24 protein-coding genes are annotated in these 25436 nt (G+C 69.3%); 12 read left to right on the top strand and 12 right to left on the bottom strand.

Going from position 1 to position 25436, the window contains the following annotated elements:
- Nucleotides 1-52: 52 nt before the first annotated feature.
- The 3 genes from L942_RS33115 to L942_RS33105 all read left to right on the top strand — a co-directional run bounded on the left by L942_RS33115 (nt 53) and on the right by L942_RS33105 (nt 3863).
- Nucleotides 53-1651, top strand: a complete 1599-nt coding sequence (locus L942_RS33115; RefSeq protein ID WP_235079551.1) for an ATP-dependent DNA ligase — start codon at nt 53-55, stop codon at nt 1649-1651.
- Nucleotides 1652-1808: 157 nt separating this feature from the next.
- The gene (locus L942_RS33110; RefSeq protein ID WP_235079550.1) at nt 1809-3113 is read left to right on the top strand and encodes a S53 family peptidase; all 1305 of its coding nucleotides are present in this window, start codon (nt 1809-1811) and stop codon (nt 3111-3113) included.
- Between the two features lie 102 nt (nt 3114-3215).
- Entirely contained in the window at nt 3216-3863 is a 648-nt protein-coding gene (locus L942_RS33105) for a Pr6Pr family membrane protein (protein WP_037367831.1), read from the top strand.
- On the opposite strand, the gene L942_RS33100 is transcribed toward L942_RS33105, so the two are convergent.
- Nucleotides 3823-5043 carry an NADH:flavin oxidoreductase/NADH oxidase family protein gene (locus L942_RS33100; RefSeq protein WP_037367829.1) on the bottom strand — a complete coding sequence of 407 codons (1221 nt, stop codon included), beginning with the start codon at nt 5041-5043 and terminating at the stop codon, nt 3823-3825. The two genes, L942_RS33105 and L942_RS33100, sit on opposite strands and share 41 nt — an antisense overlap.
- A 94-nt stretch (nt 5044-5137) precedes the next feature.
- Between L942_RS33100 and L942_RS33095 the strand changes: the two genes are divergently transcribed.
- Nucleotides 5138-5761 carry an MBL fold metallo-hydrolase gene (locus L942_RS33095; RefSeq protein ID WP_037367828.1) on the top strand — a complete coding sequence of 208 codons (624 nt, stop codon included), beginning with the start codon at nt 5138-5140 and terminating at the stop codon, nt 5759-5761.
- Between the two features lie 4 nt (nt 5762-5765).
- Here the strand turns inward: L942_RS33095 and L942_RS33090 are convergent, their stop codons facing one another.
- From L942_RS33090 to L942_RS33080, 3 genes are read right to left on the bottom strand one after another with little or no spacing between them, the layout of a single operon-like run.
- Nucleotides 5766-6605, bottom strand: coding sequence for a hypothetical protein (locus L942_RS33090; RefSeq protein WP_235079549.1), 840 nt, complete (start codon nt 6603-6605; stop codon nt 5766-5768).
- Nucleotides 6602-7567 (bottom strand): hypothetical protein, encoded by a 966-nt coding sequence (locus L942_RS33085; RefSeq protein ID WP_158684572.1) that lies wholly within the window; start codon nt 7565-7567, stop codon nt 6602-6604. The genes L942_RS33090 and L942_RS33085 overlap by 4 nt, the downstream gene beginning before the upstream one ends.
- 50 nt (nt 7568-7617) lie before the next feature.
- Nucleotides 7618-8082, bottom strand: a complete 465-nt coding sequence (locus tag L942_RS33080; RefSeq protein WP_037367827.1) for a DUF309 domain-containing protein — start codon at nt 8080-8082, stop codon at nt 7618-7620.
- A gap of 67 nt (nt 8083-8149) precedes the next feature.
- On the opposite strand from L942_RS33080, the gene L942_RS33075 reads away from it, so the two are divergent.
- A complete protein-coding gene (locus L942_RS33075) occupies nt 8150-9589 on the top strand; it encodes a GuaB1 family IMP dehydrogenase-related protein (RefSeq protein WP_037367825.1) in 1440 nt (479 codons plus the stop codon).
- A 52-nt stretch (nt 9590-9641) separates the two neighbouring features.
- Here the strand turns inward: L942_RS33075 and L942_RS33070 are convergent, their stop codons facing one another.
- The gene (locus L942_RS33070) at nt 9642-10928 is read right to left on the bottom strand and encodes a PhoH family protein (RefSeq protein WP_106965123.1); all 1287 of its coding nucleotides are present in this window, start codon (nt 10926-10928) and stop codon (nt 9642-9644) included.
- A gap of 735 nt (nt 10929-11663) precedes the next feature.
- Here L942_RS33070 and L942_RS33065 point away from each other — a divergent pair.
- Nucleotides 11664-11912 carry a hypothetical protein gene (locus tag L942_RS33065; RefSeq protein WP_037367894.1) on the top strand — a complete coding sequence of 83 codons (249 nt, stop codon included), beginning with the start codon at nt 11664-11666 and terminating at the stop codon, nt 11910-11912.
- A 92-nt stretch (nt 11913-12004) separates the two neighbouring features.
- Here the strand turns inward: L942_RS33065 and L942_RS33060 are convergent, their stop codons facing one another.
- Entirely contained in the window at nt 12005-12763 is a 759-nt protein-coding gene (locus L942_RS33060; RefSeq protein ID WP_037367822.1) for an isoprenyl transferase, read from the bottom strand.
- Between the two features lie 105 nt (nt 12764-12868).
- Between L942_RS33060 and trhA the strand changes: the two genes are divergently transcribed.
- Nucleotides 12869-13543, top strand: a complete 675-nt coding sequence (gene trhA, locus L942_RS33055; RefSeq protein ID WP_440201352.1) for a PAQR family membrane homeostasis protein TrhA — start codon at nt 12869-12871, stop codon at nt 13541-13543.
- Nucleotides 13544-13634: 91 nt separating this feature from the next.
- Here the strand turns inward: trhA and L942_RS33050 are convergent, their stop codons facing one another.
- The 3 genes from L942_RS33050 to L942_RS33040 all read right to left on the bottom strand — a co-directional run bounded on the left by L942_RS33050 (nt 13635) and on the right by L942_RS33040 (nt 18229).
- Nucleotides 13635-15530 carry an acyl-CoA dehydrogenase family protein gene (locus L942_RS33050; RefSeq protein WP_037367820.1) on the bottom strand — a complete coding sequence of 632 codons (1896 nt, stop codon included), beginning with the start codon at nt 15528-15530 and terminating at the stop codon, nt 13635-13637.
- 58 nt (nt 15531-15588) lie between these two features.
- A complete protein-coding gene (locus L942_RS33045) occupies nt 15589-16143 on the bottom strand; it encodes a hypothetical protein (protein WP_037367819.1) in 555 nt (184 codons plus the stop codon).
- Nucleotides 16144-16237: 94 nt separating this feature from the next.
- Nucleotides 16238-18229: a thioredoxin domain-containing protein gene (locus L942_RS33040; protein WP_037367818.1), complete on the bottom strand. Its 1992-nt coding sequence runs from the start codon at nt 18227-18229 to the stop codon at nt 16238-16240.
- A gap of 247 nt (nt 18230-18476) precedes the next feature.
- Here L942_RS33040 and L942_RS33035 point away from each other — a divergent pair, with 247 nt between their 5' ends.
- A complete protein-coding gene (locus tag L942_RS33035; protein WP_235079548.1) occupies nt 18477-19955 on the top strand; it encodes a glycoside hydrolase family 55 protein in 1479 nt (492 codons plus the stop codon).
- A 163-nt stretch (nt 19956-20118) separates the two neighbouring features.
- Here L942_RS33035 and L942_RS33030 read toward each other — a convergent pair whose 3' ends face one another.
- Together L942_RS33030 and mca are read right to left on the bottom strand one after the other, a co-directional pair.
- The gene (locus L942_RS33030) at nt 20119-20472 is read right to left on the bottom strand and encodes a hypothetical protein (RefSeq protein ID WP_037367815.1); all 354 of its coding nucleotides are present in this window, start codon (nt 20470-20472) and stop codon (nt 20119-20121) included.
- The gene (gene mca / locus L942_RS33025; protein ID WP_037367814.1) at nt 20469-21383 is read right to left on the bottom strand and encodes a mycothiol conjugate amidase Mca; all 915 of its coding nucleotides are present in this window, start codon (nt 21381-21383) and stop codon (nt 20469-20471) included. The genes L942_RS33030 and mca overlap by 4 nt, the downstream gene beginning before the upstream one ends.
- A gap of 195 nt (nt 21384-21578) precedes the next feature.
- Here mca and L942_RS33020 point away from each other — a divergent pair, with 195 nt between their 5' ends.
- From L942_RS33020 to L942_RS33010, 3 genes are all read left to right on the top strand, one after another.
- Entirely contained in the window at nt 21579-22019 is a 441-nt protein-coding gene (locus tag L942_RS33020; RefSeq protein ID WP_037367890.1) for a DUF4307 domain-containing protein, read from the top strand.
- Between the two features lie 187 nt (nt 22020-22206).
- Entirely contained in the window at nt 22207-22707 is a 501-nt protein-coding gene (gene greA, locus L942_RS33015; protein ID WP_037367813.1) for a transcription elongation factor GreA, read from the top strand.
- Between the two features lie 98 nt (nt 22708-22805).
- Nucleotides 22806-23609, top strand: coding sequence for an MBL fold metallo-hydrolase (locus L942_RS33010; protein WP_037367812.1), 804 nt, complete (start codon nt 22806-22808; stop codon nt 23607-23609).
- On the opposite strand, the gene L942_RS33005 is transcribed toward L942_RS33010, so the two are convergent.
- Nucleotides 23593-24063, bottom strand: a complete 471-nt coding sequence (locus L942_RS33005; protein WP_009083170.1) for an Lrp/AsnC family transcriptional regulator — start codon at nt 24061-24063, stop codon at nt 23593-23595. The two genes, L942_RS33010 and L942_RS33005, sit on opposite strands and share 17 nt — an antisense overlap.
- Before the next feature lie 120 nt (nt 24064-24183).
- On the opposite strand from L942_RS33005, the gene hppD reads away from it, so the two are divergent.
- Nucleotides 24184-25383 carry a 4-hydroxyphenylpyruvate dioxygenase gene (gene hppD / locus L942_RS33000; RefSeq protein ID WP_037367810.1) on the top strand — a complete coding sequence of 400 codons (1200 nt, stop codon included), beginning with the start codon at nt 24184-24186 and terminating at the stop codon, nt 25381-25383.
- The last annotated feature ends 53 nt before the right edge of the window (nt 25384-25436 follow it).

Here is a 25436-nt window from a genome sequence, read left to right as displayed (position 1 = left end):
GGTCGAGGCTGGCGCGGGAGTTTTTGTCGGTGGCGGGGGCGATGATGGCCGGGTGTTGTTCACCGACCTCGTCACCGCCTCCGCCGAACTGGCGGCCACGCGGTCACGGAAAACGAAGATCGCCGTGCTGGCCGCCGTGCTGCGCGCGGCCGAACCCGGCGAACTGCCCGCGGTGATCGCGTACCTCACCGGGCAGACCGCGCAGGACCGGCTCGGCGCGGGCTGGCGCACGCTCGCCGACCTCGCCGTCGAACCCGCGGCCGAGCCTGCGGTCTCGGTGGCGGAGGTCGACGCCGCGCTCACCGAAGTCGCGGCCGCGGCGGGCGCGGGTTCGGTGAAGCGCCGGGCCGAGGCGCTCACCGCGCTGTTCTCCCGGCTCACCCGTGCCGAACAGGAGTTCGTCTTCCGGCTGGTCACCGGGGAATTGCGGCAGGGCGCGCTGGAGGGCGTGATGGTCGACGCGGTCGCGGCGGCGGCTGAGGTCGAGGTGGACCAGGTGCGGCGGGCGTTCATGCTGTCCGGACGGCTGCCGGTCACCGGGCAGGCGGCGCTGACCGGGGGCGCGGCGGCGCTCGCCGCGTTCGGGCTCGAGCTGGGGCGTCCGGTGCGGCCGATGCTCGCGTCCCCGGCGGAATCGCTGGAGGAGGCCGTCACCGAGCACGGAAACACGATCGTCGAGTACAAAATGGACGGTGCGCGGATCCAGGTGCACCGCCGCGGCGCGGAAGTGCACGTGTACACGAGGACGCTGCGGGAGATCACCGGCAGCGTCGCCGAACTGGTCGAATTGGTGCGGGCCCTGCCGTGCGAATCGGTGGTGCTGGACGGCGAAACACTCGCGCTCACCGACGACGGGCGGCCGCGTCCGTTCCAGGAAACGATGAGCCGGTTCGGCAGCACGCGGGAGGAACAGGTGCGGGCGTTGCTGCTGCGGCCGTACTTCTTCGACTGCCTGCATCTGGACGGGGTCGATCTGCTCGACGCGCCCTTGGCCGAACGCAACGAGGCACTGCGCCGGGTCGCGGGCGAGCACGTGATCCCCGGCGCGGTCCGGCCGGAGTCACCGGCGGCGGTGCTCGAGGCGGCGATGGACGCCGGGCACGAGGGCGTGATGGTGAAGGACCTGGATTCGATCTACGCGGCCGGGCGGCGCGGGCGGGCGTGGCTGAAGGTGAAACCGGTGCACACCATCGATCTGGTGGTGCTGGCGGCGGAATGGGGCCACGGGCGGCGCACCGGCAAGCTGTCGAACCTGCACCTCGGCGCGCGCGACCCGGACGGCGGGCCGCCGATCATGGTGGGCAAGACGTTCAAGGGGCTCACCGACGAACTGCTGGCCTGGCAGACCGAGCGGTTCCAGGAGATCGAGACGCACCGCGACCGGTGGACCGTCCACGTGCGCCCGGAGATGGTGGTCGAGATCGAACTGGACGGGGCGCAGGTCAGCACGCGGTATCCGGGCGGGCTGGCGCTGCGGTTCGCGCGGGTGGTGCGGTACCGGCCGGACAAGGATCCGGGCGAGGCCGACACCATCGACACCGTCCGGGGGTTGCTGCGCGGCAGCCGTCCGGCGGCGGCCGAGGGGCAGCCCGGTGCCGCGGTGCGGACTGGTCCCGACGACCAGCCCGGTTCCGGGGAGGCGCGAGGATGATGCTCGCCGACCGCGGTCCCCGGAGGAGTGGGCACATTACGGACATCGGGCAGTTTTCCTCGCCGTATTCCGGAAAACGCCCGACGAAAGTCGATGTCGCGCCCAGGGCCGCGTACCCGAGAGTGGAAGCACTGGCCTGCGTCGATAGGAGAAAAGCATGACGTTCCGGGTGAAATCAGCCGTCCGGGGATTCGGGCGGCCGATGACCCTGCTGGCGGGCGTGGCGCTCGCCGCCACCGTGGTGGCGGCACCGGCCAGTGCCGCGCCCGCGCCGCCGGCACAGCCGTCGCGACACCACTTCTCGGCTGCCGCGCAGTCGTTCGTCGGCGCGACCACGGTGCAGGAGCGGGTGGCGCGGCTCAACGCGGCGATGGCCAAACTGCCGAAGGAAAGCGGCGCGTACAACGCCACGAAGCTGTGGAACCAGGGCATCACCGGCGCCGGGTCCACCGTGGCCACGCTGGTGTCGTTCGGCGACGACAAGGTCAAGCAGGTGCTGGACGAATACTCGCGGCAGCACGGCCTGCCGCCGGCGAACGTCGAGGTGCTGCAGCCGTCCGGTGCGGTCCCCGCGTGCACCGATCCCGGGGTCGACACCGCCACCTGCCAGTCGTGGGGCGGAGAAACCGATCTCGACGTCACGATGATGCACGCGATGGCTCCGGCCGCGAAGATCGTCGTCGCGGCCACGCCGGTCGCCGAGACGCAGGGCTTCGCCGGTCTGCCGGAAATGATGCACGCCGTCGACTACCTGACCGAGCACCGGATCGCCGACGTGGTCTCGATGAGCTTCGGCACCACCGAGGAGAACTTCCCGTCGTTCGAGTCGATCAAGACCCTCGACCCGGCGCTGGAGCGGGCGAGCAAGGCGGGCGTCACGCTGGTCGCGTCGTCCGGCGACGACGGCCCGACCGGGGCGTACCTGCAAGGCACCGGCAGGTATCCGTACCGCGTGGCGAGCTGGCCGGCCAGCGACCCGAACGTCACCGCACTGGGCGGCACGCAGCTGCACTTGGACGCGAACGGCGTCCGCACTCAGCCGGACGACCTCGTCAACGCGGCGGACAACGGGTTCAGCGAAGGTGCGGGCCTGTCGAAGGCGTACGCGCGGCCGTCCTGGCAGAACCGCGTCAAGCAGATCACCGGCAGCACGATGCGGGCCTACCCGGACATCAGCATGGAAGGCGTCCAGGGCACGTCGCAGTCGGCACCGCTGTTCGCCGGGGTGCTGGCGTTGGCGGTGCAGGCCAATCACGGCCGGCTGGGCCAGATCAACCCGGCGCTGTACTCGAAGCTGGGCCCGAAGGGCACCGCGGCCGGGATCGTCGACGTCACCAAGGGGGACAACAGCCAGTACGGCGTCGAAGGGTTCAAGGCCGGTCCGGGCTACGACATCGCGAGCGGCTGGGGAACGATCGACGCGTCGGTCTTCGTGCCCGCGCTGGTCAAGGCGGTGCGGTGATGCGGTAGTCGCCCAGTCGCGAACGGGGCGCCCGGCCCGGCTCGATCAATCATGGTCGTGTCGGGCCGGGAGGACCGCCTCGGAACCCGTAGTGTCAGCGGTATGTCGTCGAAAGCGTTGGCCCGGCTGTGGTTCGGGGTGACCGCGGTCGTCGTGCTGGCCGCGCTCGTGATCCAGATCGTCGCGCTGGTGCCGAGGCAGGGACAGTACGCCAGTTTCGGCGGACGGCTGGCGAACCTGTTCACCTACTTCACGATCCTCTCGAACGTGCTCGTCCTGGTCACCGCTGCGGCTTTCGCTCGCGGGCGCGGCGCCTCGCCGCTGATGCGGGTGCTGTGGCTGGACGCGCTGGTCGGGATCGTGGTCACCGGCGTCGTCTACCAGGTCGCGCTCGCCGGGCTGTACGAACTCCACGGGCTCGGGCTCGCCGCGGACATCCTGCTGCACCGGGTCACGCCGGTGCTGTGCGTGCTCGGCTGGTTGTTCTTCGCTCCGCGCGTGCTGGAATGGCGCACCGTCTGGTGGTCGCTCCTGTATCCCTTGGTGTGGCTGGCTTTCACGCTCGTCCGCGGCGCGATCGACGGCTATTACCCGTATCCGTTCGTCAACGCCGATCGCCTCGGTTACGGACAGGTCGCGCTGAACTGCCTGTTCATCGGCGCCTTCTTCATCGTGCTCGCCAGCGGTGCCCGGGTCGCCGACCGAAAGCTCACGCGCGCACCCGCCGAAACGCGTTCAGCGGATCGCTGAGTCCGGCCTGGGCAAGCGTCCGCCACGCGCCGCGCTTCAGGTCGACCGGTTTGCCCGCGGCGACGCGGTGCATCTGCTGGGTGTGCCACTGGATCTCGAGCAGGCTGTCGGCGAGCCGGATTCCCGTGTGCGGGCAACGCCGTTCGGCGCGGACGTCCTCGCCCGCGAGCAGCCGTCCCGGCAACGCGGGGTCCACAGTGAACGGACGGCCGATCCCGATCACGTCCAGCGCGCCGGATTCCAGCGCCTCCGCCATCCCGGCCGCCGTGGTGAACCCGCCGGTGACCATCAGCGCGACGTCGCTGACCTGCCGGGCTTTCGCCGCGTAGTCCAGGAAATACGCTTCGCGCCGCTGCGTGCTCGCCCGGCCGGACCCCATCATCGCAGCCCGCTCGTACGTACCGCCGGAAATCTCCAGCAGGTCGATGCCCGCCTCGCCCAGCGCGCGAACAACTCGCAACGACTCGTCCTCGGCGAAGCCGCCGCGCTGGAAATCAGCGCTGTTGAGCTTCACCGAAACCGGCACCCGATCCCCCACCGCGGCGCGGACCGCGCGCACCACCTCGAGCAGGAACCGGCTGCGGTCGCGTCCCCACTCGTCGTCGCGCCGATTCACCAACGGCGAGAGGAACTGCGAAATCAGGTACCCGTGCGCACCGTGGATCTGGATGCCGGCGAATCCGGCGTCGACGAACGTCCGCGCCGACAACGCGAACCGCTCCACCACCGCTTCGATCTCGTCCCCGGTCAACGCTCGCGGCGCGGCGAACGCCGTCCGCACCCCTCGATCGCCGAACGGCACCGCCGACGGCGCGACCGGCTGCCGGGACAAGTACCGAGGACTCTGCCGGCCAGGATGGTTGAGCTGCACCCACAACTGCGCGTCCGTCCCGTCCACGGACCGCGCCCACGACCGGTACACCGCCGGATCCGGAACAGCGGGCACCGCGACGTTGCGCGGTTCCCCGAGCGCGGTGGGATCGACCATCACATTGCCGGTCACCAGCAGTCCAGCGCCCCCGCGAGCCCAGGTCCGGTACAGCTGCGCGAGTTCGGCGGATGGCGCATTGCGCCGGTCGCCGAGCTGCTCGCTGAGCGCGGACTTCGCGAGACGATGCGGCAGCACGGCCCCGCACTGCAGCTTGAGCGGCTCGGCGAGCAGATCCCGGGGGTCAGTCATGAGCGGTCCCGTCGTCGCGGCTAACTTACCGCGAGTAAGAATACTCGAAAGTAAGTACCGGCGGTATGCCTCGCGGGCCACTAGGGTCTGCGGCATGACGGCCATAGTGCAGAACCTGGTCACGTCGGGCGTGTTCGAGCTCGACGGCGGCAGCTGGGACGTGGACAACAACGTCTGGATAGTCGGCGACGGCTCCGAGGTGATCGTGATCGACGCCGCGCACGACGCGGACGCGATCGCCGACGTGGTCGGAGACCGCACGGTCCGCGCGATCGTCTGCACCCACGCGCACAACGACCACGTCAACGCCGCCCCCGCGCTGGCCGACCGCACCGGCGCGCCGATCCTGCTGCACCCGGCCGACCGGGTCGTCTGGGACCTGACCCACCCGGACCGCGCGCCCGACGGCGACCTGGCCGACGGACAGGTCATCACCGTCGCCGGCACCGACCTCACCGTGCTGCACACGCCCGGCCACGCCCCCGGCGCGATCTGCCTGCACAGCCCCGACCTGGCAGTCCTGTTCACCGGAGACACCCTGTTCCACGGCGGGCCCGGCGCGACCGGCCGCTCGTACTCCGACTACCCGACCATCGTGAAATCCATCCGAGACCGCCTCTTCCCCCTCCCCGACGCGACGATCGTCCGCACCGGCCATGGCGAAGCGACGACGATCGGCAAGGAAAAAGCCGCGTCGGCCGACTGGCCGGACGCCTAGCGGGTCACCTCGGAGCCGTGCGGCACTTCGCCGGCTCCGAGGTGCAGTCGAACCGCTTCGCGCCACCGCCGTCGGCGGTGTTCTGGTTGTACTCGACCCGGTGGAAGCCCCAAGCGGTGGTCTTGAAGCCGGGCGAGCCGGGCGGCGGCAGGGTGAGCGTTCGCCGGTCTCCGCGGTAGGAGTACTCGATCCGCACCCGCCAAGTGCAAAAGCACCGGTGCGTCGAGCCCCGGAGAATGAGGTGGAGAGTCTGTCCGCTCTCCAGGTATTGGAGCTTGCCGTCCGCGAGGTAGGGCCTGCTCGCTCGGTCCGGGTCGGGTCCGGCCACCAGCGCCGGCACGTCGTCCCCGGAGTCCAGGTGGAAGTCCATGATCGGTTCTTCCGCGGTGCCCTGCGGATCCTGGACGTACGCGGTCCCCGACAGCGGAGCGAGCCGCTGCTCCACCACAGCGGTGATGCGGACGAGGTCGATCCGGCCGGACCGGTTGCTGGTCAAGGCGATCTCGTGGCCGGAAACGCCGAGCTGGGCGCCCTCGCGCTGGAATATCTCGAACCCGACCGACTCGGGCTGCCCGGTGATCGTGGCGGCGGTCGCCCAGTACCGCCCGGCGACCACATCCGGGAAGTCGTGGCTGGACGCGGTGACCGGCTCCCCGCCGAAGACGTCCTTGCCCCGGTCGACCAGCCAGGGCGCGGCCCAGGGAACGACCGCGGCGAGCAACAGGGTGGCGACTGCCGCGACGATCCGTTTAGGTCCCTTGAGCAGCGTCTGCAACCGGCTCGCGCGTTTCGCCGGCTCCGGGGCCGAGAGACGCCCGGCGACCCGCTTCGGCCGTCGGTTCACGCGGCATCCTCCAGCGCTGGTTGCGAAACCTCCGGAGCGGGCGCCGCCCACAGGGCGAGCAGCAGCAACGGCACCGCGATCACGGCGGCCAGGTACCCGCCGCCGATCTGGACCGTGCCGAGTTCGACGTCGAGCCGGTCGGCGAGTCCGAGCGGATCCCAGAACAACAAAACGCACCCGCCGAGCACGCCCCAAACACCCGCGCACACATACAGCGCCGCGGTCCGGAAGCCCCAGCGAACCCGGCCCGCGGTCAACGCCGCGCCAACCGCCAGCACCAGCACCGAGGCCAGGGCGATCTGGTAAACGAGCAGCCAGTTCGCCGCCAGCGCGGGCGGCGGAGCGCCGTTGGTTTCCGTGGTGAACCACGGCAGCGAAAACGACAGCACCGCCGGCACCAGGGCAAGAGCCAGCACCACCGGCACCGGCGCGGCGGAGCGTCGCCGGGCGGGCCGGGGACTCGGTCGACGAATGGTCACCGCCGGACCCGACATCCAGCTGGCGAGCATCGGCCCGAACCCGAGCAGTGCCGTGCCGAAGGTGAACAGGATCAGCCCTTGGGCGGGCTTAGCGCTGAGGGTGAGCGACGTCGGGCCATACGCGGCGGTCAGCGCCGCCTTCGAGGGCAGTGAACCCAGCAGAATCGCCAGCACCGGCAACATGGGCCCCACGAACGTCGAAAACCACCGGACGGCCAGTGTCGGACGCCGGCTCGCCGAAAGCGAAGCGGCCGCGACGATCGCCATGACGACCAGCAGCACCGCGAACATCAGCCCTTGGCTGCCGATCTCGCTCACCGCCAGCCCGCGGCTGTGCAGGTTCCGGCCGGCGTCCGCGACAATCCACGGCAAGGTGAGCGCGACCAGAGCCAGCCCAGCGCCGATGCCGGCCAGCACCACACCGGCGAGCCAGGCGACCGTGATCGTCGGTTCTGGCGGTACCGCTTCGTCGGTCTCCGTCACGCTCAGCACAGTAGTGACCGCAGCCGGGCGCCACCGGCGAATCGGGAAAATTACCGAGCCAGCCGAGGAACCTCCGGGACCACCCGAGCCCGCTCCCGAGCCTCCGCCGCAAGCGCTTGCGCCCACTGCTGCAACCCGGCCACGTCCACCCCGTGCGGCTTCTCCCGGAACGGCGCGATGTTCTCCGCACCCCGTTCCAGCAGCGCAACCGCCCCGGTGCCGTTCCCGCGCAACGCGTGCGTCAACCCCACCGCCAGCTGGGCCAGGCCACGCCACAGCTCGCGCTCCGGTCCGTCCGTTGCCTTCCACGCGTCCTCGAAGACCTCGTGAGCGTGGAACGGACGGCCGGCGTCCAGCAGGTCCTGCGCCTCCGCCAGCGTCTCCGCCGGGGTCCGCTGCACGCCTTCGGGCTGGCGCGGCACCCCGTCTGCGCCATAGGGCAGCGGGCGGCCCAGACCATCACGCGGGCGGGCGTTGCGGGCCCGCCCCTGTTCGTCGCGATCACGGCTGTCCACCTGGCCATTGTTCCACGCGCCACGCCGGGTTAGCGTCTCGCGCGCAAGCCACGTAGCCTGGTGTCTCGTGCGCTTTCTGGATGGGCACGTGCCCGCTCACGACCTGACATACGACGACGTGTTCCTGCTGCCGAACCGTTCGGACGTGGAATCCCGCTTCGGCGTCGACTTGTCCACTGTGGACGGCACTGGCGCGACGATCCCCTTGGTGGTGGCCAACATGACGGCCGTCGCCGGGCGGCGGATGGCCGAGACCGTCGCTCGCCGCGGCGGGCTTGTCGTGCTTCCGCAGGACGTCGACACCGCCGCGGTGGCCGAAATCGTCTCCTGGGTGAAGTCCCGGCACGTCGTCTGGGACACGCCGCTGGTCCTCACCGGCGGCGACGCGGTGGCCGACGCCCTCAACCTCGTGCACAAACGAGCACACGGCGCGGTCGTCATCGTCGACGGTGACGGCAAGCCGGTCGGTGTCGTGGACGAGGCCGCCTGCGCGGGCGTCGACCGGTTCGCGCGACTGGCCGACGTCGCCGAACCCGCCGTTGTCGCCGTGCCGCTGGACACGCCGCCGCGCGAGGTTTTCGAACTCCTGCACAGCCACGGCGGACGGCTCGCCCTCGGCCTCGATGCCGACGGTCGCCTCGCCGGTGTCCTGACCGCGGTGGGCGCGCTGCGCTCGGAGATCTACACCCCGGCCGCCGACGCTGAGGGCAAGCTGCGCGTCGCCGCCGCGATCGGCGTGAACGGCGATGTCGCCGCGAAGGCCGAGGCCGTGCTGGCCGCGGGCGTCGACACGCTGGTCGTCGACACCGCGCACGGGCACCAGGAAAAGATGATCGCCGCGCTCAAGGCGGTGCGTTCGGTGTCGCCGAAGGTGCCGGTCGTGGCGGGCAACGTCGTGACCGCCGAAGGCACGCGCGACCTCATCCACGCGGGCGCGGACGTCGTCAAGGTCGGCGTCGGGCCCGGCGCGATGTGCACCACGCGGATGATGACCGGCGTCGGCCGCCCGCAGTTCTCCGCGGTCGCGGAATGCGCCGCCGCGGCCCGTGAACTGGGCAAACACGTGTGGGCGGACGGCGGCGTCCGGCACCCGCGCGACGTCGCGCTGGCGCTGGCCGCGGGCGCGTCTGCGGCGATGGTCGGCTCGTGGTTCGCCGGCACCCACGAATCGCCCGGCGACCTGCGCTACGACGAGCAGGGCCGGCCGTACAAGGAGTCGTTCGGGATGGCGTCGAAGCGCGCCGTCGGCGCCCGCACGCGCACGGACAATGTCTTCGACCGCGCGCGCAAGGCGCTGTTCGAGGAGGGCATCTCGACGTCGCGGATGGCGCTGGACCCGGCCCGGCCGGGCGTCGAGGACCTGATCGACTCGATCTGCTCGGGCGTCCGCTCGTCCTGCACGTATGCGGGCGCGCGAACGCTCGAAGAGTTCCACGAGCGCGCGGTGCTGGGCGTGCAGTCCGCGGCGGGCTTCGCTGAGGGACGTCCGCTTCCTTCTGGCTGGTGAGACCTCGTGAGTGGCGGCGCCGTGCTTACGAGCGCCGCCACTCCCGACCAGGTCAGCCGTGGTCCTCCAGCATCTCGGTCACCAGCGCCGCGATCGGCGAGCGCTCCGAGCGGGTCAGGGTCACGTGCGCGAACAGCGGGTGCCCCTTCAGCTTCTCGATCACCGCCGAGACGCCGTCGTGCCGCCCGACGCGGAGGTTGTCCCGCTGGGCCACGTCGTGCGTGAGCACCACCCGCGACGCCGAGCCGAGCCGGGAAAGCACGGTCAGCAGGACGTTGCGCTCCAGGGACTGCGCCTCGTCGACGATCACGAACGTGTCGTGCAGCGAGCGGCCCCGGATGTGCGTCAGCGGCAGCACTTCGAGCATGCCGCGGTCGAACACCTCGTCCAGCACGTCCTGGCTGACCAGCGCGCCGAGCGTGTCGAACACCGCCTGCGCCCAGGGCTGCATTTTCTCGCTCTCGGACCCGGGCAGATAGCCGAGGTCTTGGCCGCCGACCGCGTAGACCGGGCGGAACACCACGACCTTGCGGTGCTGCCGGCGTTCCATCACCGCTTCCAGGCCCGCGCACAGCGCCAGCGCCGACTTGCCGGTGCCCGCGCGCCCGCCGAGCGAGACGATGCCCACGTCGGAGTCCAGCAGCAGGTCGAGCGCCACGCGCTGCTCAGCCGAGCGGCCGTGCAGGCCGAACGCCTCCCGGTCGCCGCGCACCAGCCGCACCCGTTTGTCCGCCGTGACCCGGCCGAGCGCGCTGGAACTGCCCGCGAGCAGCCGCAATCCGGTGTGGCACGGCAGTTCGCCCACCTCGCCGAGACCGAACTCGGCCGGATCCGCCGAACCGCCCGCGAAGAGCGCGTCGATCAGTTCCTGCGGCGCGTCCACGTCGGCCATGCCCGTCCAGCCCGACGGCGTGACCTCCTGCGCCCGGTACTCGTCCGCGGTGAGCCCGACCGCGCCCGCCTTGACCCGCAGCGGGATGTCCTTCGTCACCAGCGTGACCGCCGGCCGCTCCGTCGCGAGGTTGAGCGCGCACGCGAGGATGCGGTGGTCGTTCGAGTCGGTGCGGAAGCCCACCGGGAGGACGGACGGATCGGTGTGGTTCAGCTCGACCTGCAGGGTGCCGCCCGCTTCGCCGATCGGGATCGGGGCGTCGAGCCTGCCGTGCTTGAGCCGGAGATCGTCCAGCAGCCGGAGGGATTCCCGGGCGAACCAGCCCAGTTCGGGGTGGTGGCGTTTGGCCTCCAGTTCGCTGATGACGACCAGCGGGAGCACCACCGCGTGTTCGGCGAACCGGGTCACCGCCCACGGGTCGGAGAGCAGCACCGACGTGTCGAGCACATAAGTGATGCGTGGGGATTCGGGCGAGATCGAGGCTTTCTCCGGCGCCGAGGCGCCGGTCGAAGAACGGTCTGAGGCCTTGCGGGGTGAACGCTGCGCAGTCACGACGGCATCTCCCTCGAGGGCGTGTGCACCCCACGCCCGCACTCGCTGGGCCGGGCACCTCCCTGGCTGGGTCCGCACTCCCTGACGCTGGCTGCGTCAGGCGGCACGGCCACGAGGGCCGGGTGCCGGCCCCCTCGTGCATCTCGTGGGCGGCTGAGCCGCCCCCTCGATCAACGCCACGACCAGGGCCTCCCGCGAGAACCCGCACGGAACGCGAGCTCTCTCTTCCGGAAGGTACCTACGTCGGCCCGGTCGTGCAGGCAGCCACACAGGTGATTCGCCGATTCGTCATCCCACCGTCGGTCGCCCGCAACAGAGTGTCCACAGTGCTCACTCAGCGTCACTGGGTCCGGCGATCGAGGGGTCACGCGGACGAATGATCTTGGAAAATTTGTCACCGATTGAAGGCAATTCCCAGGTAAAGGGCCTTGTACCACGGGGCAGACCGGAATGCATTTCGCATCCTGGACACTGAACCGGACCGAGTGAACTGGGCCTTCAGGCGCTCACACAATGGGCGTACGCACCATTCGCTAGAGGCCATTCGGGGGTAATTTCCTTACTGCGGGACACACCACCGGAACACTCCGGTGCCCCGAATCCCAGTATCTCTACCTAGGAGTGTGCGAAGTGCTGAAGAAGGCTGGAATTGTCGCCGGTGCGGCCGCGGGCCTGATGATGATCGGCGGGACGGCGTTCGCCTCCCCGGCCGCGACGCAGGGCGCTCCGGACCCGACGTTCGGCGACGCCTACGCCACCTTCATCGAGGGCGGCGGCGCGCTGGGCTACGGTGCCGCTTCGCTGGTCGCCGGCGCTTACACCGGCATCGCGCTGACCCCGGCGCTGGTGGCCCACTCGATGGAGCACCACCACGGCTGAGCCGTCTTGCGCGAAGGCCCCGGAGCCCGGCTCCGGGGCCTTCGCGGCGTCTCCGGCCCGGCTGGGTGGGTCCGCCGGGCCGGTTCGCCGCGTCAGGCCCCGAACCGGCGGTGCCGCCACGCGTAGTCGCGCAGCGCGCGGAGAAAGTCGACGCGCCGGAATGCCGGCCAGTAAGCCTCGGTGAACCAGAATTCCGAATGCGCGGACTGCCAGAGCAGAAATCCGGAAAGCCGCTGTTCACCGGACGTTCGGATAATCAGATCCGGATCCGGTTGACCGGACGTGTACAGATGTTCCGAGATGTGGTCGACATCGAGGATTTTCGCGAGTTCGCGAATCGACGTGCCCTCGTCGGCGTGCTGCAGGAGCAGTTTGCGCACGGCGTCGGCGATCTCCTGCCGTCCCCCGTAGCCGACCGCGATGTTCACTTCCATGCCCGAGTGGTTCTCGGTGCGCGCCGCGGCGGCGGTGAGCTTCTGCGCCACCTCGAGCGGCAGCAGGTCGAGCGCGCCGACGATGCGCAGCCGCCACGGCGCCTCGGCCCCGGCGAGTTCGTCGGTGACGTCGGTGATGATTTTCAGCAGCGGCGTGAGCTCGTCCGGATCGCGGTTGAGGTTGTCGGTGGAGAGCAGCCACATCGTCACGACCTCGACCTCGGCTTCCTGGCACCAGCTGAGGAAGTCGGCGATCTTCTTGGCCCCGGCGCGGTGCCCGTCGGCCACGTCGGTGAACCCGGCTTCGCGAGCCCAGCGGCGATTGCCGTCGAGCATGATCGCGATGTGCCGCGGATGACGGCCAGCCGCCTGCTGGATCAGCCGGCGGCTGTAGATGCTGTAGACAACGTCGGACATGAAGGACCGGAGGCTCACGTCGCCCGAGCGTACGCACCCCTAGTGCAAGGGTGTGACGCGCCACGGGGGCTGGCGAAAAACCTACGGTCCCGTAACCTTGGGTCGGTGAGCGTGACGATCGAACCCCCACCCGCCCCCGAGGACACCCGCCCCCGGCTTCGCGGCCACATCCACTTCTGGTCGTTCTTCGGCGCGGTCGCCGCGGCCGCCACGCTGATCAGCCTCGCCGCGTCGACAGTCTCCCCGGTCGCCGCGCTGGCGACGTCCGTGTACGGCCTCACCGTGCTGGGCGTGTTCGGCGTGAGCGCGCTGTATCACCGCAGGCTGTGGAGCCCGCGCGCGTACAAGTGGATGAAGCGCGCCGACCACTCGATGATCTTCCTCTTCATCGCCGGCACCTACACGCCGTTCACCCTGCTGGCCATGTCGAAACCAACGGGATACATCGTCCTGGGCATCGTCTGGGGCGGCGCGATCCTCGGGGTGGCGATGAAGATGCTGTGGCCGCATGCCCCGCGCTGGCTGGGCGTGCCGATCTACATCGCCCTCGGATGGGTCGCGGTGTTCGTTCTGCCGGAACTGCTGAGCCATGCCGGAGTAGCGGCTTTGGTGCTGCTGTGCGTGGGCGGGCTGTTTTATACCGTTGGAGCGGTTTTTTACGCGGTGAAGTGGCCGAACCATTGGCCGGAGACGTTCGGGTACCACGAGTTCTTCCACGCGTGCACGGTCTTGGCGGCGGTTTCGCATTACATCGCGATCTGGTTGGCGATGTACGCCTAGCTGGGGGTTTACCCTTGTGGATCTTTCTCAGGCCGTCACGCTGCTTGGAGACGGCCTGAGTCGTCTCCGAAATCCTTCGCCAGCTTCAAGATCAGCCGTTCAGCATCGGGGCCGACAGGAACTGCTCCGGAACCGCGAACCCATCCACCAACGTCCGCGCGTGTGGGCGCAACGCCCCGCACAGTGCGTTAACCGCCGCGGTCACCGCTTTGGAGCGGTTTGCTGAGATCCGGCCGTGCTCAAGGAACCACGCGCGGTCCGCTTCGATTGTCGACAGCGCGTACAGGTCGCACACGCGGTCCAGCAGCGCTGCGGCGTCCGGGTCGCTGCAGCTGGCGACGGCGCGCGCGAAGGCGTCGAGAATCAGACGGTCCACGTGTACGCGGCCCGCAAGCAGCACATGGTCCTGTACGGAGTTGAAGACCCCGAAGGGATCCGAAGCAGCACCGCGGAGCCGGTTGGCCACCCCGCTCAACACATGCTCTTCACGGTCCTCGAAGAGACGCTGTTGCCACTCGCGATCGAAAAGCACCGAAGCGTCGTCAGACTCGGTAAGGCGTTCCAGGAATTTGCGCGCGGCCGAACGTTCCATGACGGTGTCCACCAGCTGCTCGGCGACAAACCGTGCGGTCGCCAGCGGGCTCAGGTCTTCGAAGTGCTCCTTGTACTGCGTCAGCAAGCCCTTCGCGACTAGCTGCAACAGCACCGTGTTGTCGCCCTCGAAGGTGGTGAAGACGTCGGTGTCCGCCTTCAGACCGGCCAGCAGGTTTTCCGACAGATATCCGCTGCCGCCGCAGGCTTCGCGGGCCGTCTGGATCGCGGCGGTGGCGTGCCAGGTGTTCAGGGCCTTCAGGCCGGCGGCGCGGGATTCGAGTTCGCGTTGTTCTTCTTCCGGCGCGTCGGGGGCGATATCGTGCAGGGCGGCGACCAGCTCCTCCTGCGCGAAGTGCAGGGCGTAGGTCTTCGCCAAAGCCGGGAGCAGTTTTCGTTGGTGTCCCAGGTAATCGAGAATGACGACCTCGTCGCCTTCCGGGCGTTGGAACTGCCGCCGCTGGTCGCCGTAGCGGATGGCCAGCGTCAGGGCTCGTTGCGTGGCAGACCCGGCACTGCCGCCGACACTCACGCGGCCGCGGATGAGCGTACCCAGCATCGTGAAGAAGCGGCGGCCATCGCTCCCGATCGGGCTCGAGTAGGTACCGTCCTCGGCTACGTCGCCGAAGCGGTTCAGCAGCGCTTCCCTTGGCACCCGTACCTGATCGAAGGTCAACCGTCCGTTGTCGACGCCGTTCAGACCGGCTTTGAGGCCGCAGTCCGCGATGGTGACGCCGGGGGCCGGAGCGCCCGAATCGTCGCGGATCGGGACCAGGAACGCGTGTACGCCACGGGATTCGCCGCCGGTGATCAGCTGCGCGAAGACGACCGCGAGTTGCCCGTCGCGGGCGGCGTTGCCGATGTATTCCTTCGTGGCACTCGGATCTGGACTGTGCACGACGAACTCGCGCGCGGCCGGGTCGTACGTCGCGGTGGTGCGCAGGTGCTGGACGTCGGAGCCGTGACCGTGCTCGGTCATCGCGAAGCAGCCGAGCAGGTCCAGATTCATGATGCGGCGCAAGTACTTCTCGTGGTGCGCCGAGGTGCCGAGGAGCTGCACCGCGCCGCCGAACAAGCCCCACTGGACCCCGGCCTTGACCATCAGCGACAGGTCGCCGTAGCCGAGCATCTCGAACGACATCACCGAGCCGCCGACGTCGCTCAGCCCGCCGTACGCGGCGTCGAAACCGAGCGCGGGACGATCGGTTTCGGCGAGTTTCCGCAGCTGGTCCAGCACTTGGACGCGGTGCGCCTCGACGTCGAGACCGATCGTGTCCCGGAACTTCTCCGCACTCATCTGCGCGCGCACGTCTCGCTTCAACGCGGCCCAGCGTCCGTCGAGGACTGCGGTCAACGCGTCCGGGTCTACTTTTTCGGGCACAGCAGGGACGTCCACGGTTCCTCCGATACAGCAGGCTGCCTCCAGCCTGCCGCAGCGGAGGAAGTCCCGCAGCTCAGCCCAAATCGGGCCCCTTCGACCGCAGGTCGTCGACCTTTGTCATCGCCTCGCGCAGTTCGGTCAGCCAAGCGTCCGCGTGCTCGCCGACGAGCCGCACCGCCCAGGCCAGCGCCTCCGACCGCGACCGCGCGACGCCGGCGTCCACGAGCGTGTCGAGGACCAGCCGTTCGGGCTGCCGCAGCCGGGTCATCACCGGCACCGACAGCGTCGTGAAGTGCGCCGTCGTGCCGCCCAGTTTCGCGCCCCACGCCACCTTGCGCTGGTAGCGGTGTTCTGCCTGCCGGGCGATTTCGATCCGCTCGTCGCGGGTTTCCTCGCGGAACCGGCTGATCCGCCCGTCCTCCGCGGCCGCGCGGGCCGCGTCGTCGGCGTACTCGCCGGTCAGCGCGGGAAGCTCGCCGACGATCAGGATCTCTTCCCGGTCCACAGTGATCTCCGGGTCGCCGGTGAACCAGCCGTCCGGGAGCCGTCCGCCGAACCACGCCGCCGCGTCGTCCGCAGACGGCGCCTCGGCCTGCTGCCAGCCCCGGCCTTTCCAGCCTCGCCCCATGACGTCCACCATCCTTGATTACATGATTACGTCACTACTGACGCTACGCTGATTCCATCGAAGCAGGTAGTGCGTTCACCAGGGGCGGAATTCGTCAGAGCTGGGCGATGAGCTGGTCCGCCGCGGTCACCGGACGCTCGCAGACGTACCCGCGACAGACGTACGCCGCCGCCTCGCCGTCGACCAGCGGGCGGTCGGCCAGCAGCGGGACCCCGGGCGCGTCCGGTTCGCCGCCGAGGACGATGCCGCCGCCGTGGATGTGCTGTGCGGCGGCGGTGACCAGCTCCGCTCGGTCCGCGCCGACGACCGCGACCTGCACCGGCCCGGACTGCGCCGCCTCCGCCACCGACAGCCAGTGCCCGGCGAACCGCGGCACTCGCGAGGCGAGCAGGCCGACGCGACGCAACGCGAGCTCAGCAGCGTCGCGGTAACGCGCCGCCTGGTCAGGTCCGGCTAGCGCGGACGCGGTGAGCAGCGCCCCAGCCAGCGCCGAGGCACCGGACGGACTCGCGTTGTCGGTCGGATCGGACGGGCGCTGCACCAGCACCTCGGCGTCGTCGGCGGTGTCGTGGTACGCGCCGGGAGCGGATTCCGACGCGAAATGCGTCAGGGCGACGTCGAGCAGCCGGGTCGCTTCGGTGAGCCAGCGAGGTTCGCCGGTCGCCTGATGGAGGGCGAGCAAGCCGTCAGCGAGACAGGCGTAGTCCTCTAGCACGCCGGCTGGCGCCCCGACCGCGCCGTCGCGCGAGCTGCGCCGAAGCCGTCCGTCCACGATGTGCAGTTCCAGCAGCAGGGACGCCGCGCCACGCGCGAGTTCGATCCACTGTGGACGCTCCAGCGCGACGCCCGCTTCGGCCAGCGCGGAAATCGCCAGACCGTTCCAGGCCGCGACCACCTTGTCGTCCCGCCCGGGTTGCGGACGCTCCGCCCGCGCTTCGAGCAACGTCCGCCGGACCCGCTCGAACCGGTCGAAGTCGTCGGGGTCCGACCGCAGCTGAAGGGTAGATGCGCCTTCTTCGAATGTGCCCTCTTCGGTGACGCTGAACAGCTCTGCCGCCCACGGACCATCCTCGCCGAGCACCTCGTTGAGCTGCGCGGGAGTCCACACGTACGTCAATCCCTCGACGCCTTCGGTGTCCGCGTCGAGCGACGCCGCGAAACCTCCTTGCGGCGTAAGCAGATCACGCTCGAGGAACCGGACAACCCCTTCCGCTACCCGGCGCGCCGAGGCCGAGCCGCGACGGGCGAGATGCGCGTACACTCGAAGCAGCAACGCGTTGTCATACAACATTTTCTCGAAGTGGGGAACGATCCACTCCGCGTCCACGGAGTAGCGCGCGAACCCGCCGCCCAGCTGGTCGTGAATGCCGCCGCGAGCCATCGCGTCCGCCGCGGACTCGGCGAGATCGCGCGCCCGCGCCGAACCCGTGCGCTCGTGGTGGCGCATCAGGAATTCCAGCACCATGGAGGGCGGAAACTTCGGCGCACCACCGAAACCGCCGTGCACCGGGTCCGCTTCGTGCGCGAGTTTCGTCACCGCTTCCGCCAAAGCGTCGGCGTCCACGGCCGCTTCCTTCAGCGGACCGCTCTGCTCGGCGAGATGCCCGACGATCTGTTTCGCGCCCTCGCGCAGATCGTCCGGCCGCTCCTCCCACGCCTCCGCCACCGCCACCAGCAGTTGCGTGAACGACGGAATCCCCGGACGCGGCGCGGGCGGATAGTAAGTGCCGCAATGGAATGGCTCGCCCTCGGGCGTGAGGAAGCAGGTCATCGGCCAGCCGCCCTGACCGGTCATCGCCTGCGTGGCGGCCATGTAGACGGCGTCGATGTCCGGCCGCTCCTCGCGGTCGACCTTGATGTTGACGAAATGCGCGTTCATCAGGGCCGCGGTGCCTTCGTGCTCGAAGGACTCGTGCGCCATGACGTGACACCAGTGGCAGGCGGCGTACCCGACGGACAACAGAATCGGCACCCCGCGCCGGCGCGCCTCAGCCAGCGCTTCCGGACCCCACTCCCACCAATCGACCGGGTTGCCGGCGTGCTGCAGGAGGTATGGGGAAGTCGCTTCGGCGAGGCGGTTCGACATGGTGCCGAGTGTGCCTCATTCCGGCAGCAGGCACCGAAGACGGCCGGGGAAGCGACGCAACGGCAGACCACGAGCAGCCTTGCCCGGAACAGGCTCGTGCCGATCCGCTGAGGGAACACTGAGAAATCCGACCATTGACCTTGGCTGCGCGGTGAGAAGATCGCTAAAGTCCGCCTCCATGAGGCGATCTGTCGGTCCGCGTTCTCGGAAATCTATTCTCGCGTTCGCATTCATCGGATGTCTGGGTTTGTCCGGTTGCAGTGTCCATGCGGCGTCCGCGGGACCGAACTGGATCACCTTCGCCAACGGCCGCCTCTCCTACGGCACCGACGCACAGGGCAACCGGGTCCCCGATTTCTCCCGCGTCGGCTACCGCAACGGCGATGCTCCGCCGCCTGAACTGCCAGTCGCGGCGACCGTCACGCCGCAGCCGTCCGGCGACGACACCGCGCGCATCCAGCAGGCCATCGACCAGGTCGCGCACAGCGGCAAACCCGGTGCGGTGCAACTGGCGGCCGGCGACTACCGGCTCGAAGGCACGCTGCGGATCAGCGCCAGCAACGTCGAACTGCGCGGCGCGGGCAGCGCGGCGCACGGGACCAGACTGGTCGCGACCGGAAAGCTGCACACGCTGGTCACGATCGCCGGCAGCGGCTCGCGCACCCCGTCCGGTTCGGCGGTCCCGGTCACCAGCGGCTACGTCCCGGTCGGCGCCGACCAGCTCGATGTGAGCGATGCTTCGTCCTTCCACGTCGGCGACCACGTCATCGTGCAGCGTCCGCAGGAGCAAGCGTGGATTCACGCGATCGGCATGGACCAGATCCCGCTGCGGCCGGACGGCACGCCGAGCAAGCAGTGGACGCCGAACGCCGGCCTGCAGTTCGACCGGACGATCACCGCCGTGAACGGCAAAACGGTCCGCTTCGACGTGCCGCTGACGAACGCACTGGAAAGCCAGTACACCCACGCCACCGTCACCCGCTACTCGTATCCCGGCCGCATCAGCGGTTCCGGCCTCGCGCACCTGTCCGCGGACGGCGCCGAGTTCGAACAGGATCCGGCCTGGCACAACGACGGTTTCTTCAAATCCCAGCTGGTCACCGTGGACGCCGCCGAGGACAGCTGGGTGGCCGACGTGGTCGCGGATCATTTCGGAGCCGCTTTCGGGACCGGAGAAAACGCGCTCCGGATCAGCCTGCTGAACACCTCGTCCCTCGACGAATCCGTGCCTCAGGACATCCACGACCAGCCGGCCGCCTACACCATCAGCGGCCAGGAAACCCTGGTGCGGCAATGCGTGGTCACCGGCAGCAACGTGCACGCGTGGATCACGCAGGCGAGGGTGCCCGGCCCCAACGTGATCAGCCGCTGCACCGCGACCAACACCGGTTCCCGGATCCTCGACGCCGGTCCGCACCAGCGCTGGGCCAGCGGCACCCTCTACGACGACCTGACGATGAGCCCGCCGTCAGGGCATCTCCAGCTGTCCGACCGGCAGTGGATGGGCAGCGGCCAAGGCTGGGCGGGGGCGAATTCGGTGCTCTGGAACTGCGGCGTCGGCTCGTATCTCGTGGAAAATCCGCCTACCGCGCACAACTGGGCCCTGGGGTGCACCGGAACACAAAACAAGCCGCCAGCGGGCCATCGAAACGGCGAGATCGAGTCCCCCGGCAAGCATCTGGCGCCGGAAAGCCTTTACGACGAGCAGCTGGCCGAACGGCACTGACGAACTCGCCGCGCACCTTCGCCGCTGTCTCCGGATCGAAACGTTCGAGTGCAGCTGGTGGTCGACGGTCGCCAAGTACGCAGCCGGGTCGCCCGAGCACGGCCTGTAGCCGACTCGTCCCGGCTGCGCGCGCCGGCGGCTCGTTCAGCCTCTCCGCGGGGGCTCAGTCGCTCTTCTTGGCCGCCGCCGTGTCCGGTTTCTTCTCCGCGGCCGGTGCTTCCTCCGGCCCTGCCTCGGCGGCGGGCTCGCCCTCGGCCGGAGCAGCCTCGCTACCGGACTCCGAACCGGCCTCTTCCCCGTCGAACGTCCGCGGCACCTTCTTCAAGTGCTTGCTCATCGAACGGACCAGGAAGACGACCGCGATCAGGAACAGGATCAGCACCAACAGGCCGACCGGCGAGGACTTGCCGAAGTCCTCGCCCTGGCCGCCGTTGTCTCCGCTGTCCGGCTGCTGGGCCAGGACCAGCGCCGACGCGGTGAGCGGGACGACCTCGACGGCCGGCACACCGAAACTCATGGGCTCACCTTCTCCTTGATGCCTGCGAACAGATCGTCCTCCGGCAGCGTGCTGTCCACCAGGGAGCGGTTCAGCTCGTACTCCTCAGTGGGCCACACCTCGCGCTGGATCTCCAGCGGAACGGCGAACCAGCGGCTCGTCGGATCGATCTGCGTGGCGTGCGCCTTCAGCGCCTCGTCGCGCACCTCGAAGTATTCCCCGCACTCGATCCGGGTCGTCACCCGCTCCATGATGTCGGCGCGGTCCGGGTCCCAGGACTTGAGCCACTCCTCGTACGGCGACTCCAGCCCGGCCTCCTTGAGCGCGGTGTCGAACGCCACCATCCGGGCCTTGGAGAAGCCGTGCATGTAGTACAGCTTGAGCGGCTGCCACGGCTCGCCCGCCTCCGGGAACCGGTCCGGGTCGCCCGCCGCGTCGAAGGCCGCCATCGACACCTCGTGCGTGCGGATGTGGTCCGGGTGCGGGTACCCGCCGTTCTCGTCGTAGGTGGTGATGACGTGCGGGCGGAACTCGCGGATCACGCGCACCAGCGCCTCGGTGGCCTCCTCGAGCGGGATCACCGCGAACGAGCCCTCCGGCACCGGCGGAAGCGGGTCGCCCTCGGGCAGCCCGGAGTCGATGAAGCCCAGCCAGCGGTGGCTCACGCCGAGGATCTTCGCCGCGCGCGCCATCTCTTCGCGGCGGATCTCGGCCATGTTCGCGAGCACGTCCGGCCGGTCCATGGCCGGGTTGAGAATGCTGCCGGCCTCGCCTCCGGTGCAGGTCACGACCATGACCTCGTGCCCCTCGGCGACGTATTTGGCCATCGTGGCGGCGCCCTTGCTCGACTCGTCGTCGGGATGGGCGTGCACCGCCATCAGGCGCAGTCGCTGCTTGCGGTCTTCTGTTGTCAGCTCGTCGGCTCCCACCATGGTCCGAACGGCCCTTTCCTGTCCTGTTATTCCGTGACACCCGGTTGCGCCGCGGTAAACCGCCCCGGCTCCGCGCCGCCGGAACGGGTCGCGGATACTCGACCAGGGTGGTGCCCCGGACCGGCCGCACCGCCTATTGTCCCCAGGGGTACGACAAGTTTGACCGGAGGCCCGGATTTGCAGAGCGGGGAGACCGTGACCGCCGAGGGCGGCGCCGTTCCGGCGCGGCCCGCGGACCGGTACGGCGCCGCGGGCAAGGGCAAGCCGTCGAAACGCTGGCGGAGGTGGCTTTTCGTGGCCGTCGCGCTGGTCGTGAGCGGCGCGGTCGGCTTCGTCTACTACCTCAACCTCGGCACGACCCCGATCGACGCGGAGCGCATCGGCTTCCAGGAGCTGCCGAACGACGCGATGCAGGTCACGCTCAACGTCACCCGGGACGACGACAGCAAGCCCGGCGTGTGCGTCGTCCGGGTGCGCGACAAGTCCGGCGCGGAAAGCGGCCGCCGGGAGGTGCTGGTTCCCGCCGGGGCCAGCCACAGCAGGGTGAACACCGTGGTGAAGAGCATCGGGACCCCGGTGACCGCCGACGTGTTCGGCTGCTCGTATTCCATACCACGCTATCTGTCAACCCCGTAGCGGCCAACGGAGTGAAATGCGCGGCGAGCGTCCGCGCGGCGGGAAATGGACCGGCGTCGACCTGTCCTGCCGTGATACGCTCGTATACCAGCACGGCCCCCGACGGGCCGTGTTTTTCCTTTATCTCAGCCGCGTGCGTACGCGGTGGCCGGCTTGTACACCCAAGCCTGGCAGGCCCTACGAGGAGATGGTGACCGTGAGCGACACCAAGGTGACCTGGCTGACCCAGGATGCCTACGACAGGCTCAAGCACGAGCTCGACGAAATGATCGAGAATCGTCCGGTCATCGCCGCCCGCATCAACGACAGCCGCGAAGAGGGCGACCTCAAGGAGAACGGCGGCTACCACGCAGCCCGCGAGGAGCAGGGCCAGGCCGAGGCCCGCATCCGGCACCTGCAGGAGCTGCTGCGCAACGCGAAGGTCGGCGAGGCGCCGGAGGACGACGGCACCGCGGGCCCCGGCAAGGTGCTCACCGTCAAGTACGACGGGGACGACGAGGAGGAGAAGTTCCTGCTCGCCACCCGCGAAGAGGGCGCCGAGGGCGCGCTCGACGTGTACTCCCCCGAGTCGCCGCTCGGCAAGGCGCTGCTCGGCGCCAAGGAGGGCGAGTCCCGCGAGTACGAGCTGCCGAACGGCAAGACCATGAAGGTCACCCTGATCAAGGCGGTGCCCTACACCGAGGCCTGACCCGTTTCCGCCGAACGCGCGCCCGCCCGTTTTCCCGTGGCCCGGCGCGCGTTCGGCGGTCTAGCGTGTCTTCCAGCGAAACCACTGGGAGGACGCCGATGAGCACCGAACCGCTCTGCCTGACCTGCGGGATGCAGTACGCCGCCCCGCGGGAGGACTGCCCGATCTGCGAGGACGAGCGGCAATACGTGCCGCCGGGCGGGCAGCAGTGGACCGACCTGGCCACGCTCCGGGCCAACGGCGAACTCAAGCCGCGGGTCGAGGAGCAGGGGCCGGGCATCATCGGCGTCGGCTCGGACCCGAAATTCGCGATCGGCCAGCGCGCGCTGCTGGTCCGCGCGGCGAGCGGCAACTTCCTCTGGGATTGCGCCGCCTACCTCGACGACGAGCTGATCGGCAAGATCACCGAACTCGGCGGCCTCACCGGCATCGCGATCAGCCACCCGCACTACTACACGACGATGGTCGAGTGGGCGCGCGCCTTCGACGTCCCGGTCTACCTGCACGAGAACGACCAGCAGTGGATCGGCAGGCCGGACCCGTCGATCCAGTTGTGGACCGGCACGACGCTCGACGTCTCGCCCGATCTTCAGCTGATCAACCTCGGCGTGCACTTCGCCGGCGGCACCGTAATGCACTGGCCGGACGGCGAAGAAGGCCGCGGCGCGCTGCTGTCCGGCGACATCGTGCAGGTGGTCCCGGACCGTACGCACGTCGGTTTCATGTACAGCTACCCGAACCTCATCCCGGAGCGGCCGAGCGTCGTACGGCACGCCGCGGAACTGTTGGAGCCGTACGCCTTCGAAGCCATTTACGGCGCGTGGTGGGACGCCATCGTGCGTACAGACGGCCATAACGTCGTACAGCGCTCCGCGAAGCGCTACCTCACGTACGTGTCCTAGCCGTCCGTTCGAGCAACGGACGTACTCGCGGTGGCACTGGTGTAGACAACGCGATTGAGGTCGACGTACGCAAAACATCCGGCACGCCAACCACTTCGTCGATGACGCGCTGCAGATCGTCGTTGTCCCGCGCGACGAGTCGCACGAAGAGGTCGCCTTGTCCGGTGGTGGCGTGCACTTCGCAGACTTCGTCGATCGCAGCCAGTGCCTCCGCGACCCCGGCGCGTTTGCCCTGCGCGATTTCCAGCACGGCGAACGCGGTGAGGCTGTAGCCCATCGCGGCCAGATCGAGTTCCGGCGGGAAGCCGCCGAGGATGCCGCGTTCGGTCAGCCGGTCCAGCCGCGCCTGCACCGTGCCGCGTGCGACGCCGAGCCGGCGCGCGCATTCGAGCACGCCGAGGCGGGGCGAGTCGGTGAGCAACAGCAGCAGCCGCGCGTCGAGCGAGTCAAGCACCGGTTTCTCCCTGCGCAGGTTGTCCAAGTTGACCGAGCATATCCAGGGTAAGCTGAACATATTGCCCAGTCGAAACGGAAACCGTTGCACAGCTTGCCAGGCTCGACTCATGCTCAACGCATGACCTCCACGATGGATCCGCACGGCGCACTCGACGACGTCAGCTATGACCAGCTCCGCCAGCTCGTCGGACTGGTGGACCACGACGCCTCGACCGACCCGTTCCCGGTCAAGGCACTGGACGCGGTGGTGTTCATCGCGGGCAACGCCACCCAGACCGCGTGGTTCTACCAGGTCGCGTTCGGCATGCAGCTGGTCGCGTACTCCGGTCCCGAAACGGGACAGCTCGACCACAAGGCCTTCGTGCTCAAGTCCGGTTCCGCGCGCTTCGTGATCACCGGCGGCGTGAAGCCCGACTCCCCGCTGCTCGACCACCACCGCCGCCACGGCGACGGCGTGATCGACCTCGCCTTGGAGACCACCGACGTCGACAAGTGCGTCGAGCACGCCCGCAAGGAGGGCGCGACGATCCTCGAGGAGCCGCACGACGTCTCCGACGAGCACGGCACGATCCGCCGCGCGGCCATCGCGACCTACGGCGAGACCCGGCACACGCTCATCGACCGGTCCCGCTACAACGGCATCTACCTTCCCGGCTACGAGCCGCGCGAGGGCACGGCCAAGCGGCCCGAGGGCGCGCCCAAGCGGCTGTTCCAGGCGGTCGACCACTGCGTCGGCAACGTCGAACTCGGCAAGATGGACTACTGGGTCGACTGGTACCACCGCGTGATGGGCTTCGTGAACATGGCGGAGTTCGTCGGCGACGACATCGCCACCGAGTACTCGGCGCTGATGAGCAAAGTGGTGTCGAACGGCAACCACCGGGTCAAGTTCCCGCTCAACGAACCGGCGATCGCGAAGAAGAAGTCGCAGATCGACGAGTACCTCGAGTTCTACGAGGGCGCCGGCTGCCAGCACATCGCGTTGGCCACCAACGACATCATCGCCACCATCACCGCGATGCGCGCCGCGGGCGTCGAGTTCCTCGACACTCCGGACTCGTACTACGACGACCCCGAACTGCGCGCCCGGATCGGCGAGGTACGCGTGCCGATCGAAACGCTGAAGGAGCACCGGATCCTGGTCGACCGCGACGAGGACGGCTACCTGCTGCAGATCTTCACCAAGCCGATCGGCGACCGGCCCACCGTGTTCTACGAACTCATCGAACGGCACGGTTCGCTCGGCTTCGGCAAGGGCAACTTCAAGGCCCTGTTCGAGGCCATCGAGCGCGAGCAGGAGCGCCGCGGCAACCTCTGATCCGCTCACTGCTTCCCCCCGGCCCGTCCGCGAACCTCGCGGGCGGGCCGTTT

The sequence above is a fragment of the Amycolatopsis orientalis DSM 43388 genome (genome assembly GCF_000411975.1).
Lineage (GTDB): Bacteria > Actinomycetota > Actinomycetes > Mycobacteriales > Pseudonocardiaceae > Amycolatopsis > Amycolatopsis orientalis_D.
The sequence above is the reverse complement of the archived record's forward strand: the minus strand, read 5'-3'. Positions and strand labels throughout refer to the sequence as shown.